Source organism: Bradyrhizobium sp. USDA 3311, assembly GCF_054062495.1.
Window position 1 is genome coordinate 7429180 of the sequence record NZ_JBSSFI010000001.1, and the last position, 15765, is coordinate 7444944.

The following is a 15765-nucleotide window of genomic DNA, read 5'->3' on the forward strand; positions in this document are numbered from 1 at the left end:
TGGAGTTTGACCATGTTGAGCCGACGCCACGCCCTCTCCGTCCTCTCCGCCATCGCACTGGCGACCGGCTCGCTTGTCACGGCCGCGCCCGCCGCCGAATTGCAGAAGGCCAGCCTGCGCCTGAAATGGCTGCCGCAGGCGCAGTTCGCCGGCTTCTACGTTGCGGCGGCCAAGGGCTACTACAAGGCCGAGGGCATCGACCTCACCATCAATCCCGGCGGACCCAACCTGCTGACCGAGAACCTGGTCGCGACCGGCGCCGACACGTTCGGTCTCTCCGGCGGCACCGACAGCGTGTTCGCGGCGCGTGACAAGGGACTGCCGATCGTCTGCATCGGCGTGTCGCACCAGATCACCCCGTTCATCTTCGTCACCCGCAAGGACGGGCCAGTGAAGACGATCCAGGATTTCAAGGGCAAGACCGTCACCACCTGGTTTACCGGCGCCAACCATGTGCTGAACGGCATGCTGGCCAAGGAAGGCATCAAGCCGGATGAGTTGAAGATCCAGCCGCAGCAGGTTTCGGTGACACCCTTCGTCGACGGCAGCGTCGATGTGGTCACGGCGACCTATTACAACGAGTTCTACACCATCCAGTCGCGCATGCCGAAGGACAGCCTGAAGACCTTCGTCGCCGAGGACTACGGCATCACCTTCCCGCGCGACACGCTGATCGTGGCCGAGGCGACCGCCAAGGAGAAGCCGGAGCTGGTCAAGGCGTTCCTGCGCGCTTCGCTCAAAGGCTGGAAGGACGCCTTCTCCGATCCCAAGGGTGCCGTCGATACCGTGATGGCCGCAGCCCCGACGCTCGACCGTGCGCAGCAGGAATTCATGCTCACCGAAGTGAAGCGCCTGATGACCGCAGGCGCGGCGGCGAAGAACGGCATGTTCTGGATCGATGCCGACGCGGTCAAGACCGCCCACGACTTCTTCCTGAAGTACGGCGTCATCTCGAAGCCGCTGGATCTTGCCGCCGCGTATGATGCAAGTTTCATCCAGAGCGTTCCGCTGGCGGACCGGCTGCCGTGAGCAGCCCTGCGGCGACATCGATTGGTAGCGGCCGCGCGACTGCGCGGTCGCTCACGATGCCGGATTCGCTGCGCAAGCTGATCCGGCTGCTGCTTGGCCTCGCCATTGCCGCGGTGATATGGGAAGGCGCGGTGCTGCTGTTCGGCATCCGGCCCTATTACCTGCCGCGCCTTAGCACGATCCTGATGGCGATCGCGGCGACGCCTCGCGCCTATGTCGATGGCTTCCTGCGCACCCTGGCGGAGACGCTGATCGGCTTTGCTTCCGGCGGCGCGTTCGGCGTGCTGATGGGCGTCGTGTTCTTCCGCGTCCGCGCGCTGCGCGAGATGATCTTTCCGATCTTCGTGGTGTCGCAGACCATTCCGGTCATCGCCTTCGGGGCGCTGGTGGTGCTGTGGTTCGGCAATACACTGCTCGCCAAGGCGATCATCGCGTTCTATTTGACCTTCTTTCCGGTGACGGTGAACACGCTGCTGGGCCTCGAAACCGTCGATCCCAAGCAGGTCGCCTTGATGCACAGCTTTGGCGCTTCCAACCGCCAGCTCCTGCTCCGCTTGCAGCTTCCAACCGCACTGCCACAGATCTTCGTCGCGCTGCGCCTTGCTGCATCGCTGAGCCTCGTCGGGGCCATCGTCGGCGAATGGTTCGGCGACACTACCGGGCTCGGCGTGCTGCTGCTCCAGGCCATGTTCACCGAGAACGTCGTCGCGATCTGGGCCGCCCTGCTCGCCGCGGCGCTGCTCGGCACCGGCTTCTATGCGGTGGTCGCCGCGGTGGAGCGGCGCCTCGTGTTCTGGAACGCCGAGCAATGAGCCGCGCGATCGCCTCCCCCTCGCTCGCCGTCCAGCGCGGTATTCTCGGTGCCGTCCTGCTGATCGCGTGTTGGGAAGGCACGGCGCGCGGACTGCATCTGCCGGCCTATGTTCTGCCCGCCGTCAGCGACATCCTCGCCGGCCTCTGGTCGAAGCGCGCCATCCTCATTGACGCCGCCGGCTATACCCTGCTCGAAGCGCTGGTCGGCTACGGGCTCGGCTGCCTGATCGGTATCGGCCTCGCCGTCACAATCGCATTGGTTCCGGCGCTTCGCAGCGCGATCCTGCCGCTGGCCACCGCGATCAATTCGGTGCCCGTGGTCGGCTATTCGCCGCTGATCCTGCTCTGGTTCGGCATCGGCGTCAGCTCGAAGATCGTGATGGTGGCGATGGCGGTGAGCTTCACCATCCTGCTCTCGATGCTGGCCGGGCTCGACCGTGTCGACCGCCGCGCCGTCGATCTCATGAAGAGTTTTGGCGCAAGCCGCTTCGGTGTGCTGTGGCGCCTGCGCCTGCCGACGGCCCTGCCGCTGCTGCTCGCCGGCATGCGCGTCTCGACGGTGCGCAGCGTGATCGTGGCGATCGTCACCGAGATGCTCGGCGCACATGGCGGGCTCGGCTGGGTGATCTACCAGGCCGTGCTCCAGATCGACTTCGTCCAGGTCTGGGCGGCGATCTTCGTCGCATCGGCGGCGAGCCTCGCCTTCTTCGGCCTGATCGGTTTCCTCGAACGCAAGATCCTGTTCTGGACATGACGCCATGAAACGACAGATGCATCTCGGCCTGTTCATCCTGGGAACCGGCAGCCACGTCGCCGGCTGGCGCTATCCGGGCGCGGTCGACAGCTTCCAGGACTTTGCAGCGATCCAGCAGATCGGCCGCACCGCCGAGCGCGGCAAGTTCGACCTGATCTTCATGGGCGACAATCTCTATGCCGATGCCGCCGCCCATCCCTCCTACACGCTGCGGCTCGAGCCGCTGACGATGCTCGCCGCGCTCGCGACCTCGACCAGCCATATCGGGCTCGGCGCGACCGTCTCGACCACCTACAGCGATCCGTTCTCGGTCGCGCGCGTGTTCGCCTCGCTCGACCACATCTCCAGGGGCCGCGCGGCGTGGAATGCGGTGACGACGGCCAATCCGGCGACCGCCGCGAATTTCGGCACCACCCATCCCGACCACGCCCGCCGCTACGAGATGGCCGGCGAATTCCTCGACGTGGTCAAGGGCCTGTGGGACGGCTGGGCGGATGACGCCATCGTCGCCGACCGCGCCAGCGGCCTCTACATCGATCCGGCAAAACTCCGCCCGATCGACCATGACGGCGCGTTCTTCAAGGTGAAGGGCCCGCTCAACATAGGCCGCAGCCCGCAAGGTCGCCCCGTGGTGCTCCAGGCCGGCGGCTCCGAGGCCGGACAGGCTCTCGCCGCGCGCACCGCCGATATCGTGTTCTCGGTGGTGCAGGATATCGAGGAGGCCAAGGCCGGCTACACGTCGCTGAAGACGCGACTGCCGGCGTTCGGCCGCAAAGCCGACGACGTCACGGTGCTGCCGGGCGTGATGCCCGTCGTCGGCCGCACCGACAAGGAGGCGTTCGAGAAGCTCAACGTGCTCCAGAGCTTTGTCAGCGGCAGCAATGCGCTCGCGATCCTGTCCGATCGCTTCGGCCGGGACATGTCGGCCTACGATCTCGACGGGCCGATCCCGGACATCGCACCGTCCGACAGCTATCACAGTTTCGCCAGCGTCATGCTCGCCAAGGGCCGCCGCGAGAACATGACGCTGCGCGATCTCTACAACCTCACCGCCGCCGCCCGCGGCCATTGGGTGCTGTGCGGCTCGGCCGAGCGCATCGCCGACACGCTCGAGCAATGGTTCGAGGAGCACGCCGCCGACGGCTTCAACGTCATGCCGCCTTATTTCCACGAAGGGTTCGAGGATTTCGTCGAGCTCGTCGTACCCATCCTGCAGGAGCGCGGGCTGTTCCGCGCGGACTATGAGGGGACGACGCTGCGGGATCACCTCGGCCTTGCGCGGCCGGCCAATCCGTTCTTCGCGGCTTAGAAGATGATGAAGTTAGGTCTGACTGCGAGCCGCGAGGCAGGTACGCTCCCTCTCCCGCTTGCGGGAGAGGGTTGGGGAGAGGGTGTCTCCGCGGTGGGATTCCCCAAGAGGATAGAACCCTCACCCGGCGCAAGTGCGCCGACCTCTCCCGCAAGCGGGAGAGGTGACCGATCCCGCCGCGAGATCGTGTCAACCAAAAGCCATCAGGCTTCAGAGCGCGCCGGCGCTCCGCAGCGCTTGCTCGAGTGCCCGCAACTCATTTGAAGTTGCCGGTGGCTGCGGCGGTCGCGCCGCGTCGCATGAAAGACGCCCAAGCAATTTCAGGCAGGCCTTGAGCCGCACCGTCGCGCGTCCTCCCGGCGCATCGCGATAGATCGCGACCGCAAGCGGATAGAGCTTCTCGTGCGCGGCCCGCGCCTGCTCCCAGTCACCGGCTTCAGCCGCATTCCAGAGGCTGACGACAAGCTCCGGCACGACGCAGGCAAGGCTGACCTGGCTGCCGGCCGAGCCGACGAGATAGCTCGTCAGCAGGTGCTCATCTCCCGAGCCGAGCACGACGAACTCCGCCCGCAGCTTGTGGATCAGTCGCAGATTCTGTTCGTACGTCGCGACCTCCCAGCTGCCCTCCTTGATCGCAACGAAGCGAGGGTCGGCAACCAGTTGCTCCAGCAGCGACGGTGCATAAGCCATGGCACCCGCACCGACCGGCGCGGCGTAGAGCATCAGCGGCACGGAGGTGGCATCGCGGATATGGCGGTGATGTGCGATGACACAATCATCGGCGTGTGCGAGCGCCCAGCTGTTGGGAGGAAACACCAGAAGCCCGTCCGCGCCCGCCCGCTCCAGCACAGCCGCCTCGCGCGCGGCCTCCAGGCTCGATTCGTGATTGACGCCAGAGACGATCAGGCAGTCTTTCGGTGCGTACTCGCGCGCCAGCTCCACCACGCGCTGTTTTTCGGCGAGCGACAGCACAAAATTCTCACCGGCATGGCCGTTGACCAGGAGGCCATTGATGCCCGGCGCGGACGCGACCGAGGCCACATGATCCGCCAGTCTTGTCTCATCGATCTCGAAATCGGGCGTCATCGGCACGATCGTGGCGGCATGGATGCCGCGAAGGCGATCGCTGAATGTTTGCGTCATCTCGCCGGACACCGCCGCCGCGCCCGCTAGTGAATGATCTGGTCGAGGAACGTCCGCGCCCGTTCGGACTTCGGATGCTGGAAGAACTCCTCCGGTGCTGCCTGCTCCACCACCTTGCCCTCGTTCATGAACACGATGCGGTCGGCGACCTCGCGGGCGAAGCCCATCTCGTGCGTCACGCACAGCATGGTCATGCCCTCCTCCGCGAGCTTCTTCATGGTCTCCAGCACCTCCTTGACCATCTCGGGGTCCAGCGCGGAGGTCGGCTCGTCGAACAGCATGATCTTCGGCCGCATGCACAGCGCGCGTGCGATCGCGACGCGCTGCTGCTGGCCGCCCGAGAGCTGCCCGGGAAATTTTTCGGCCTGGTCCGGAATCCGGACTTTTGTCAGGAAATGCATGGCGAGGTCCTTGGCTTCTGCCTCGCTCATGCTGTTCACGGTCATCGGGGCCAGGATGCAGTTCTCCAGCACGGTCATGTGCGGAAACAGATTAAAACTCTGGAACACCATGCCGGTGTCGCGCCTGACCGCGTCGATGTTCTTGCGCTGGCGATCGAGCTCGACGCCGTTGACGTAGATCAGGCCCTCGTCGTGCTTCTCGATATGATTGATGCAGCGGATCAGCGTCGACTTGCCCGAGCCGGAGGGACCGCAGACCACGATCTTCTCGCCCTTGGCGACCCTGAGATCGACCTGGTCCAGCGCGGTGAAGTCGCCATAGTGCTTGTAGACGGCCTCCATGCGAACCGCAGGCACATCGCGGAGCTGCGTTGCACCTTCGACGCCGCCAGCCGCATTCATCGATATCTCGCTCATGCCCGGGCCTCCACGCTCGCCTGCGCAACCGGCGCCCTCGCCGCGACCCGCCTCGACTTCGCAGCGCTGGACCGACCAAAGTGCTTCTCCAGCCGGCGTTGAATCGCATCCCAGACCGAGGTGAGGATCAGGTAATAGGCCGTGGCCGCCGCATAGACTTCGAGGATCTGGAAATGCTCCTGCATCAGCATGTCGCTGCGGCGCATGAGCTCCTCGACCGAGATCACCGAGGCGAGCGAGGTCGCCTTCAAGAGCGAGTTGATGGAGTTGCCGAGCGGCGGGATCATCAGCCGGAACGCCTGCGGCAGGGTCACCCGGCGGAACGTCACCCAGGGCGAAAGGCTGAGCGCCCAGGCGGCTTCGCGCTGTCCCGCCGAAACGGCCATGAAGCCGCTGCGCACGATCTCGGCGAGGTAGGCCGCCTCGTTGAGGATCAGGCCGACCAGCGCGCAGGTGATCACGGAGAACTTGATCCCCAACTGCGGCAAGCCGCTGTAGATCACCACGAGCTGGATCAGCAGCGGCGTGCCGCGGAAGAACCAGATGTAGAAGCGCGACGCGCCCGACAGCACCGGGTTGGACGACATGCGCATCAAAGCGATGCCCATGCCGAGGATCAATCCGCCGATGACCGCCGCCACCGTCAGGCCGATGGTGACGAGCACCCCCTTCATCAGGAAGTAGTTGAAGAAGTAGTTGACGGCGGCCGTCGGACTGAAATGGCTCATCGGCTCGTCTCCGTAGGTATCAGGCCGGACCCGGGCCGGCGATCGCAAGCGGCTGATCGGCCGGCATGCTGGTCAGGCCGAACTTGTCGAACAGCGCCTGGTAGCTGCCGTCGGCGCGCATGGCGTTCAGCGCCTTGACGACGGCGTCGACCACCGTCTTGTTGCGGAAACCGAGCGTAGTGCGCGCCGTGCCGAGCCCGCTCAATACTTCCTTCACGCGACCGCGGCCGGTGAGATCACGCGCCACGCTGTCGACGAGCAGCGCGTTGTCCACCTGCCCCGCAAGCAGCGCGCTGACGACGTTGGTGGCGGTGGGGAAGGTCCGCATCTCGACGGCTGCGCCGCCCTTCGCCACGCTCGCATCGCTGAGCTTCTTGAGCCAATTCATCTGGTAGGTGCTGACCTCGACGGCGGATGTTTTTCCGATCAGATCATTTTCGGTAGCAATTTTTGTGCCGCTGTCGGGCGCAACCACGACCGAAATCGCCTGAATGGCGTACGGCACCATGTACATCAGCTTCGAACGTTCCTCGGTCCAGAACATGCCAGTGTCGATGCCGTCGATGCGGCCCGCGGCCATGGCCGGTATCATCGCCGGAAAATCCATCCGGACGAGTTCGACCGGAAGACACAACCGCTTGCCGAGCTCGGCGGCGAGTTCCACGTTGAGGCCCTGCAACTGGCCGTCCTTATCGACGAATTGCTGCGGCGGGTTGGTCGGATTGATCGAGAGCTGCAACTTCCCGGGCGCAATCAGATTGTCGTCGGTGATCCCAGGCGTACAGGCCGCATGCGCAGCCGTGGATGCAAGAGCGAGTGCGGCAGCCGCACTCAGGCGAAGCAGTGTCGAGAGCATGTGATACCTCCAGTAAGACGCCAATGACCGATGCAGTCCCTCGCCCGGGATTCCCCTCAATGTTTGTTGGATGCGGCCGGCCGGATCTCACGACACGACAGGCAGCATCGTCTTCGCCCCCTCAAGCCGGTCCCGACATCGGCTTGAGCTGGATTCGCATGAAGTTCTTCACCAGGGATTCGAACGGACCGAAGCCCTTCACCTTCAGGAACTCCGGCGTTTCGAACGCCCATCGTCCCGCGACTTCGTACATGGCCGCGTATTTCGGTCCGTCGCCGATCGAGACGAAGCGCTTTGCGGATAGCCAGCCGGGACAGGCGAGCAAATCAGGAAAATGCCTCTGCTCGTACCAGGCGTTGAACGCGGCCTCGTGCTCGGGATCGATATCGACCCGCACGATGTGAATGAAGGCTTCGTCGGCCACGGGTTCGTCCCTCACGCCAGACGAATGTCGCCGGTCGCGCGCGCTGCACCGACCGTCGTTGCGATGGCCTCGCACAACGCCGGAACGACCGGCAGCAGCGGCGGCCGCGGATCGGCGTTACCGATCAAGCCGAGCGCCTTGAGGCCGACTTTCATGCGCGTGTGCATGTCCATGATCGGCGCCGGGCCATAGATCGCGCGGACGATTGGATAGAGCCGCTCGTTGACCGCGCGCAGCGCGGTGAGATCGTCGGCGAGCGCCGCCTGCCAAAGCGCGACGAACAGATCCGGCGCGAGGCTGACAAGGCCCGAGAGAATGCCGTCGCCGCCGATGGCGAGCTGCGGCAGGAACCAGTTGAAGTTCGACGGCAGGATCGCAACGGAGGGATCGGCCCGCTTCACCGCCCGGCGATTCTCGTCATAGGCGAAGATGCTGTCGCTGCCCTCCTTGATGGCGATGACGCCGTCGAGCGCTGCGATCTTCGCCAGCGTCTCCGGTGAGTAGCCAAATCCGGACGCCAGTGGATATTGGAAGATCGACACTGGAATGCCGATAGCGGAACTGACCGCCTGCACGAAGGCCACCGGTGCTCGCGAGGTCGCCGATGCACCGCCACCAAGCGGCGCCGGCGGGAACAACACGGCACAATCGGCGCCAGCAGCTTCCGCGAGCTGCGCCTGATGGATCGCTTCCGCGGTGGAATGCGCGATGATGCCTGAAAGCAGCGGCTTGCCGCCGATGTGCTTGCGCGTCCGCTCGATCACCGCCTGCCGCTCGTCGTCCGAGAGCGACCCGCCCTCGCCGGCATGTCCGTTGACGAACACGGCCGCGATTCCGTCCGGACAGGCGCAATAGTCGAGCACGCGAGCGTAGCCGTCCCAGTCGATCGAGCTGTCGTCCTTGAAGGGCAGCACGGTCGCGACCGTGACGCCGCGCAGGTCAGGTTTCCTCATCGGCTTGCTCATGACGGTTTCCGCCGTGGAAATTTCAGGCTCGCGCGCGCCTTCAGCACTTCGAGGCCGCCCTCGTTGCGGGCGCTCGCCTCCCAGATGATGGTGCGGGTCTCGTCGTGCTGCTCGGCGATCCAGACGTCGAAGGTGAGCGTGTCGCCGTAGAACACCGGGCCGGTGAACCAGAACCGGTCCTCGACAGAGACGCCGATCGTGCCGACCAGCTCGCTGGTGAGGATGCTGGTGCAGAGCCCCGCGACCATGATCCCCGGCGCCAGCCTGCGGCCGAAGCGCGTTGCGCCCGCGTAGACCTCGTCGACATGAACAGGGCCGAAATCGCCGGTCGCAGCAATATAGAGCGCACCATCCGCCTCGGTGATGGTCTTGCTGAGGCTGACCCTGTCGTTCACCTTCAGATCGTCGAAGGATTTCGGCTCGTACATGGCTCAGCCCTTCGCGAACGGAACCAGCGTCGCGGTGCCGTCCACCACGGTCGCCCCCGAGGGCGACAGCGTGCAGGTGACGCGGCAGACCGCGTCATCACCGGCAACCGAGACGATCTCGGCCTTGGCCTCGACGGACTCGCCGACAATCACCGGCGCAGCGAAGTTCAGCGCGATGCTGCCGATCCGCCGCGTCGGTCCGCCGAGCTGGCTGAGGCAGGTCGTGGCAAGGCCGCCGACCGCGAGCTCGAAGGCGACCATGTTGGAGGCGCCGGCCTTCCTGGCGCGGACGGCGTCCACATAGAGACCGCCGAGATTGCCGCTGATGCCGGTGAACATCGCCTGCTCCGCGACCGTCATGGTCTTGCGGAAGGCGAAGACGGCGCCGGGCTTGAGAGGTGCGTGAGACATCGGTCGTTTCCCTAGAGCTGCAAGCCGTTCTTGATGGTGCTGCGCGCGACCAGCATGCGGTGGATTTCGGAGGTGCCGTCATAGATGCGGGTGACGCGCGCGTCGCGATACATGCGCTCCAGCGGCAGGTCCTTGCTGAAGCCCATGCCGCCGAACACCTGGATGGCGCGGTCCACGACGCGGCCCTGCATCTCGGAGGCCGCGACCTTGATCATCGAGACCTTGTCGCGCGCATCCTTGCCCTGATCGATGTCCCAGGCGGCGTTCATCACCATCATCTTGACACCGAAGATCTCGGTGGCGGAATCGGCGATCAGTTTCTGCACCATCTGGAAGTCACCGATGAGCTGGCCGAACTGGCGCCGCTCGCCGGCATGCTTGCGCATCATCTCGAGCGCACGCTGCGCCATGCCCACCGCCCGGGCACCAATATGAGCCAGACGGATCTGGAGCACGCTCTGCATGATCAGCTTGAACCCGCCGCCGACCTCGCCGAGCACGGCCGCTTTCGGGATGCGGCAGTCCTCGAAGCTCAGCTCGGCATGGCCATAGCCACGGTGGCCCATCATCGGCTGCGTGCGCGCGACCTTGAAGCCAGGCGTGCCACGATCGACCAGAAACAGCGTGATGCCGCCCCGCGCGCGCTTCTCCTTGTCGGTCAGCGCCATCAGGATCACGTAATCGGCGATGTCGCCGTCGCTGATGAAATGCTTGGTGCCGTTCAGCACCCACTGGTCGCCGTCGAGATGAGCGGTCGTGCTGATCGAGGCGGCGTCGGAGCCGGCGCCCGGCTCGGTGATCGCCATGGCGCAGATCTTGTCGCCCTTCACCGTCGGCAGCAGATAACGCTCGACCTGATCGCCCTTGCAGGCCATCAGCATCGGATAGACCTGGCCGAACACGCGGCGGATCAATGCATCGGAGGTCTTGCCGAACTCTTCCTCGACGAGGCAGTGCTCGACGCAGGAGAGCCCGCCGCCGCCGACATCCGCCGGCATGTTCATGGCATAAAGACCGAGCTTCTGCGCCTTGGCCTTGGTCACCGCCAGCGCATCGGGCGGCACCTTGGCCGTCTGCTCCACCACGTCTTCGAGCGGCTGCACCTCTGTTTCAACGAAACGGCGGACGGTGTCGACCAGCAGGCGCGTATCCTCAGGGATTGAAAAGTCGATCATCGCGCCACTCCCACCGCCTTGCCGGCGATCATCGCGTCAATGTCGGCAGCGCCGTAGCCGATCTCGCCGAGCACCTCGCGCGTCTGCGCACCTAGCCGCTGCGGCACCAGCCGCACCTCCGGCGTCCGGCCGTCATAGCGAGCGGGATGCGCCACCATCCGGAATTGCGCGCCCCCGGCACTCTCGGCGCTCTTGAACACGCCGAGATGCTTGAGCTGGGGATCGGCCTCGAGGTCGCGATAATCCTGTACCGGCGCGTGCCAGATCCGCGCCGCCTCGAGCGAGGGCAGCCAATCGGCCGTCGACTTCTGCTTCAGACGCGTCGCGACGATCCGCGTGATCTCCTCGCGCTTCGAAAAACTGTCGGCCTCGCCGAACCGCTTCAACTCTTCGCAGTCAAGCCCTGCCGCAAGCGCGTTGGGCGCCGCCATGGAGATCGCGAGATGGCCGTCGGCCGTCGCATGAATGCCGTAAGGCCCGGGGCTGAACCAGGCGGCAATTCCGGCCGGACCGCGTGGCGTCGGCGACGGCGCGCCATTGAGCCAGGCGGTCAGCGGCTCGACCTGGAGATCGAGGGCGGCCTGATAGAGGTTGACCTCGACGAGTTGCCCCGTCCCCGTCTTGGTCCTGGCAAACAGTGCGGCGAGAATGCTCATGGCATAGAGCGAGGCCGCATGCTGATCGACGATCACCGCACCAACAGCGGTCGGCTCGCCGTCGGCACGTCCGGTCCGCATCACAAGGCCCGACATCGCCTGAAGCAGCAGATCCTGGCCGGGACGATCCTTGTAGGGCCCTTCCGATCCGAACCCGGTCGCCACCGCATAGATCAGGCCGGGGTTGATCGCCTTGAGCGTGTCGTAGCCGAGGCCGAGCTTGGCCATGGTGCCCGGCCGGAAGTTTTCCATCACGACGTCGGCGGTCGCGACCAGCTTCTTCACCGCGGCGATGCCGTCGGGATGCTTGAGATCGACCGCGAGACTGCGCTTGTTGCGCCCGGTCGCCAGGTGATTGACGCTATCACCCGCGACGAAATGATTGGCCACCGCCCAGTTACGCTGAAACGCGCCCTCGATCGGCTCGACCGCGATGACGTCGGCGCCGAGATCGGCGAGCGTCTGCGCGGCCAGCGGGCCAGCGAGGTAATGATTGAAGCTGAGGATTTTGACGCCATCGAGCAGGTTCATCGATCACACCAGGTCTAAGCGGCTGCAATGGACGCGCCGCGCCACGCGAGACCGAACGTCTTCACCAGCGCCAGCGCAGCCGCGTCCTGCGCGGCCGGCAACGGCAGTCGCGGCGGGCGCGGGCCGCCGACCGCAAGGCCCATATGGCCGAGCAGCGCCTTGCTGCCGGCGACATAGGCCTGACCGCCGACGAATTCGATCACCGGCAGATATTTCAGATAGAGCTCGCGCGCCTCCTTGATGGCGCCCTCGTCCGCGACGAGGCTGAAGATGCGCGCCATCTCGGACGGCACGACATTGGAGGCGACCGCGACCCAGCCTTGCGCGCCCTCGACGAAGGATTCGAAGCCGAGGATGCCGCCGAACACGGTCATCCTGTCGCCGCAGAGCCGGATGATGTCGCGCACCCGCGTCACCTCCAGCGTCGACTCCTTGATATAGAGACAGTTGTCGATCTCGGCGATGCGTGCCACGAGCTGTGGCTTGAGATCGACATTGGCGGTCGCCGGGTTGTTGTAGACCATGATCGGCAGCGCGATCGCGTCGGCCACCGTCTTGTAGTGATGGACGAGTTCGTCATCGGTCGGCGTCGAATAGAACGGCGGAATGATCATGACGCCGTCGGCGCCCAGCTTTTCGGCACGGCGGCTGAGGCGAACCACCTCGCGCGTATCCTCCGCACCGGTGCCGATCAGCACGGGCACGCGCCCCGCGGCCTGGCCGATGACGACCTCCGCCACCAGCGCCTTCTCGTCGTCGTCGAGAGACAGGAATTCGCCGGTCGAACCGAGCGGGATCAGCCCATGAATGCCTTCCGCGATCTGCCAGTCGACGAAGGCGCGCAAGGCTGCGACATCGACCTCGCCCGCTGCCGTGAACGGGGTGATCATGACGGTGTAGGTGCCGCGGAACGTCTTCATCAGGGAACTGCCGGGTGCTCGGGTGAATTCAGGCGATGGGTGCCGCCTGCGGAATATCCGCACGCCTTATGCAATCGTTTGCATAAATGGCTCTGCATTGGGCAACACCATCCATTTTTTGAGCTTGATCCGCGTGGAATAAGCTCATAGCGTTTCTGCAATCGATTGCAGTCTATCGGCAGGTTTGATGACCGTCACGCTCAAAGATGTGGCACAGGCGGCCCGCGTTTCGGTCAGTACCGCCTCGCGCGCACTGACTGGAACCGGCTTGACCAGCGAGCGCACGCAGCAGCGCCTGACGCGCATCGCGCGTGAGCTAGGCTATCGGCCGAACCCCATCGCGCGCGGACTGAAGACCGGACAATCGCGGCTCGTCGCGCTTCTGGTTCACAACCTCACCAACGCCTCGTTCCAGGTGATGGCCGAAGTGGTGCAGGCGCGCCTGAAGGCGCTGGGTTATCAGATGCTTCTGTGCATCGGCGGCGACGATCCGCAGCAGGAGAGCGACACCCTCACCACGCTGGTCGACCATCGTATCGACGGGCTGATCGTGGTGCCCACCGGCAAGAACGGCCCGCAGCTCAAGGCGTTGGCGAAGGACGTCCCGATCGTCTGCCTGGTGCGGCGCGACGACGCAACCGATCTCGAGACCGTGCTCGCCGACGATCCGCAGGGCGCCTATCTCGGCACGCGCCACCTGATCGAGCTTGGCCACAAGCGCATCGGGTTGATCGTCGGCCGCCAGGACACGACGTCCGGCCGCGAGCGGCTGTCCGGCTATGTCCGCGCGCTACGCGAGGCCGGTATCGCCAGGGACGACACATTGATTCATGCCGGCCATTTCGTCCCCGAGACCGGTGCGACGGGCTGCCGCAAGCTGCTGGACCTCCCGCGCCCGCCGAGCGCGATCTTCGTGGCCAACCACGAGGCAACGCTCGGCGTGCTGCGCGTGACCGCGGAGCGGAACATCGCGATCCCCGACGACCTCTCGCTGCTCTGCTACGAGGACATGCCGTGGTTCGAATGGCATCGCCCCGCGATCAGCATCGTCGATAACGGCGCGCGCGATCTCGCCAATCTCGCCGTCGACCGGTTGCTGCAACGCATGGATGCGAAGGGCAACGGCAATGACGGCGTTCGCGAATATCGCGTCGGCGCCCGGCTGATCAAGCGCGACTCCTGCCGCCAGTTCGATGCCCCGCCCCCTGCGAGATCCGCGAAGTCCAAATCATCTTCATCCAAATCATCTGCGGCCAAATCCGCGAAGGTCTGATCGATGCCCTATGTCGAAGTGCTCGCCCCGCAAGCCCCAAACCAGCGCAAGGCTGCGCTGGCGAAGTCCGTGACCGACGGCCTGATGTCGGCGTTCGGCGTCACCGCTGATACGGTCACGCTCTATTTCCTGAACATTGCGCCCGATGACTACGCCCATGCCGGCACGTTCGGCGCGCAGGCCACCGGCCAGCGCATCCTGCTCAAGGTGCATGCGTTCCGCCGCAGCGAGGCCGAGCGCCGCGCCGCCGCCATCGCGCTGACCCGCGGCGTATGCAGCGCCTATGGCGTGCCCGGCGATGACGTCGCGGTCTATTTCCTCGATCGCGACCGCAGCGAGGTCTCCCACGATTCCAAGCTCGCCAGCGACTGACGGGAGCCGCACGCCATGGACCGCTTCTACTCTCAAGACCAGAAAGCCCTGCGCGAGACAGCGCGCCGATTCGCGGAGGCTGAGATCCTCCCGCGCGCCGCCACGATCGACCGCGAGGACCGCTTCGACCGCACGCTCTACAAGGGCATGGCCGATCTCGGCCTGTTTGGCATCTGCCTGCGCGAGGGCGCCGGAGGCGCCGGCCTGGATGCAGTCGCGGCCTGCATCGCGATGGAGGAGCTGGCGCGATGCTCCGGCGCAGTCGCCAATGCCTTCGCGATCCCCGTCGAGGCGGTGCTGTTCTTCGACCATCACGGCACCGACGCGCACAAGGCACTGATCCCGAAAATTCTCAGCGGCGACATTATTCCTGCGACCGCCGTCTCGGAGCCCGACCACGGCTCCGACGTCGCCGGCATCCGCACCCATGCGGTGCGCGAGAGCAACGGCTGGCGGCTCAACGGCACCAAGGCCTGGGTGACGCTCGGCGGTGTCGCCGACCGCATCATGGTGTTCGCGCGCACCGGCAGCGAGGCGGGCCACCGTTCCATCTCCTGCCTGCTGGTCGACGGCGCCCTGCCCGGCATCGCCCGCGGCAAGAACGAGGAGCTGCTCGGCATGCACGGCCTCGACGACTGCCAGATCACCTTCTCCGACGTGCGCCTGCCGGCCGACAGTGTGATGGGGCCGGAGAACCAGGCCTTCAAGATGGCCATGAGCAATTTCAACTTCAGCCGGCTGATGATGGCCTCGATGGCGCTCGGCATGGCGCAGGCCGCGTTCGAGGACGCGACCGCCTATGCCCGCGACCGCAAGCAGTTCGGCCAGGCCATCATCGGCTTCCAGGCGGTTCAGTTCATGCTCGCGGACATGTCGACCGACATCGCCGCCGCGCGGCTTCTGATCCACCACGCCGCGCGCCTGCACGATGCCGGCGAGCCAATCGCCAAGGAGGCGGCGCAGGCAAAGCTGTTCACCACCGACATGGCGATGAAGCACGTCTCCAACGCGCTGCAGATCCACGGCGGCAACGGCTATTCGCGCGAGTACCGCATCGAGCGGATCTTTCGCGACGTCCGCCTCGCCCAGATCTACGAGGGCACCAACCAGATCCAGCGGCTGATCATCGCCCGCCAGGTCGAGAAGGAGGCCGCGTGATG

The 15765-nt window shown here is 65.4% G+C and carries 18 protein-coding genes; 7 read left to right on the forward strand and 11 right to left on the reverse strand.

Annotated elements, in window-relative coordinates; all coding sequences use genetic code 11:
- The first annotated feature begins 12 nt into the window (after positions 1 to 12).
- The 4 genes from ACVWW6_RS35625 to ACVWW6_RS35640 are packed head-to-tail and all read left to right on the forward strand — an operon-like array spanning position 13 to position 3905.
- A complete protein-coding gene (locus tag ACVWW6_RS35625) occupies positions 13 to 1029 on the forward strand; it encodes an ABC transporter substrate-binding protein (protein ID WP_456682374.1) in 1017 nt (338 codons plus the stop codon).
- On the forward strand, positions 1026 to 1841 hold the full coding sequence (locus tag ACVWW6_RS35630; protein WP_456682375.1) for an ABC transporter permease: 816 nt from the start codon (positions 1026 to 1028) through the stop codon (positions 1839 to 1841). Before ACVWW6_RS35625 ends, ACVWW6_RS35630 begins: the two co-directional genes overlap by 4 nt.
- Positions 1838 to 2596 carry an ABC transporter permease gene (locus ACVWW6_RS35635; RefSeq protein WP_456682376.1) on the forward strand — a complete coding sequence of 253 codons (759 nt, stop codon included), beginning with the start codon at positions 1838 to 1840 and terminating at the stop codon, positions 2594 to 2596. The genes ACVWW6_RS35630 and ACVWW6_RS35635 overlap by 4 nt, the downstream gene beginning before the upstream one ends.
- A 4-nt stretch (positions 2597 to 2600) precedes the next feature.
- Entirely contained in the window at positions 2601 to 3905 is a 1305-nt protein-coding gene (locus ACVWW6_RS35640; RefSeq protein WP_456682377.1) for an LLM class flavin-dependent oxidoreductase, read from the forward strand.
- Between the two features lie 210 nt (positions 3906 to 4115).
- On the opposite strand, the gene ACVWW6_RS35645 is transcribed toward ACVWW6_RS35640, so the two are convergent.
- From ACVWW6_RS35645 to dapA, 11 genes are all read right to left on the reverse strand, one after another.
- On the reverse strand, positions 4116 to 5048 hold the full coding sequence (locus tag ACVWW6_RS35645) for a dihydrodipicolinate synthase family protein (protein WP_456682378.1): 933 nt from the start codon (positions 5046 to 5048) through the stop codon (positions 4116 to 4118).
- Between the two features lie 26 nt (positions 5049 to 5074).
- Positions 5075 to 5866, reverse strand: coding sequence for an amino acid ABC transporter ATP-binding protein (locus ACVWW6_RS35650; RefSeq protein ID WP_456682379.1), 792 nt, complete (start codon positions 5864 to 5866; stop codon positions 5075 to 5077).
- Positions 5863 to 6594, reverse strand: coding sequence for an amino acid ABC transporter permease (locus tag ACVWW6_RS35655; RefSeq protein WP_304567904.1), 732 nt, complete (start codon positions 6592 to 6594; stop codon positions 5863 to 5865). Before ACVWW6_RS35655 ends, ACVWW6_RS35650 begins: the two co-directional genes overlap by 4 nt.
- A 19-nt stretch (positions 6595 to 6613) precedes the next feature.
- Positions 6614 to 7450: an ABC transporter substrate-binding protein gene (locus tag ACVWW6_RS35660; protein ID WP_060911315.1), complete on the reverse strand. Its 837-nt coding sequence runs from the start codon at positions 7448 to 7450 to the stop codon at positions 6614 to 6616.
- 121 nt (positions 7451 to 7571) lie between these two features.
- On the reverse strand, positions 7572 to 7874 hold the full coding sequence (locus tag ACVWW6_RS35665; protein WP_404523053.1) for a hypothetical protein: 303 nt from the start codon (positions 7872 to 7874) through the stop codon (positions 7572 to 7574).
- Between the two features lie 11 nt (positions 7875 to 7885).
- Positions 7886 to 8827: a dihydrodipicolinate synthase family protein gene (locus ACVWW6_RS35670; protein ID WP_370204067.1), complete on the reverse strand. Its 942-nt coding sequence runs from the start codon at positions 8825 to 8827 to the stop codon at positions 7886 to 7888.
- Positions 8828 to 8835: 8 nt separating this feature from the next.
- On the reverse strand, positions 8836 to 9267 hold the full coding sequence (locus ACVWW6_RS35675; RefSeq protein WP_011086090.1) for a MaoC family dehydratase: 432 nt from the start codon (positions 9265 to 9267) through the stop codon (positions 8836 to 8838).
- Positions 9268 to 9270: 3 nt separating this feature from the next.
- Entirely contained in the window at positions 9271 to 9678 is a 408-nt protein-coding gene (locus tag ACVWW6_RS35680) for a MaoC/PaaZ C-terminal domain-containing protein (protein ID WP_028172095.1), read from the reverse strand.
- A gap of 11 nt (positions 9679 to 9689) precedes the next feature.
- Complete coding sequence (locus ACVWW6_RS35685; protein ID WP_456682380.1) at positions 9690 to 10853, reverse strand: acyl-CoA dehydrogenase family protein; 1164 nt, start codon at positions 10851 to 10853, stop codon at positions 9690 to 9692.
- Positions 10850 to 12040 (reverse strand): CaiB/BaiF CoA transferase family protein, encoded by a 1191-nt coding sequence (locus tag ACVWW6_RS35690; RefSeq protein WP_456682381.1) that lies wholly within the window; start codon positions 12038 to 12040, stop codon positions 10850 to 10852. Before ACVWW6_RS35690 ends, ACVWW6_RS35685 begins: the two co-directional genes overlap by 4 nt.
- A 14-nt stretch (positions 12041 to 12054) precedes the next feature.
- Positions 12055 to 12963 carry a 4-hydroxy-tetrahydrodipicolinate synthase gene (gene dapA, locus ACVWW6_RS35695; RefSeq protein ID WP_271556134.1) on the reverse strand — a complete coding sequence of 303 codons (909 nt, stop codon included), beginning with the start codon at positions 12961 to 12963 and terminating at the stop codon, positions 12055 to 12057.
- 184 nt (positions 12964 to 13147) lie between these two features.
- Between dapA and ACVWW6_RS35700 the strand changes: the two genes are divergently transcribed.
- From ACVWW6_RS35700 to ACVWW6_RS35710, 3 genes are read left to right on the forward strand one after another with little or no spacing between them, the layout of a single operon-like run.
- Positions 13148 to 14233, forward strand: a complete 1086-nt coding sequence (locus ACVWW6_RS35700) for a LacI family DNA-binding transcriptional regulator (RefSeq protein ID WP_456682382.1) — start codon at positions 13148 to 13150, stop codon at positions 14231 to 14233.
- A gap of 3 nt (positions 14234 to 14236) precedes the next feature.
- Positions 14237 to 14605 carry a tautomerase family protein gene (locus ACVWW6_RS35705; protein ID WP_011086084.1) on the forward strand — a complete coding sequence of 123 codons (369 nt, stop codon included), beginning with the start codon at positions 14237 to 14239 and terminating at the stop codon, positions 14603 to 14605.
- A gap of 15 nt (positions 14606 to 14620) precedes the next feature.
- Complete coding sequence (locus tag ACVWW6_RS35710; RefSeq protein ID WP_028172101.1) at positions 14621 to 15763, forward strand: acyl-CoA dehydrogenase family protein; 1143 nt, start codon at positions 14621 to 14623, stop codon at positions 15761 to 15763.
- Positions 15764 to 15765 lie beyond the last annotated feature (2 nt).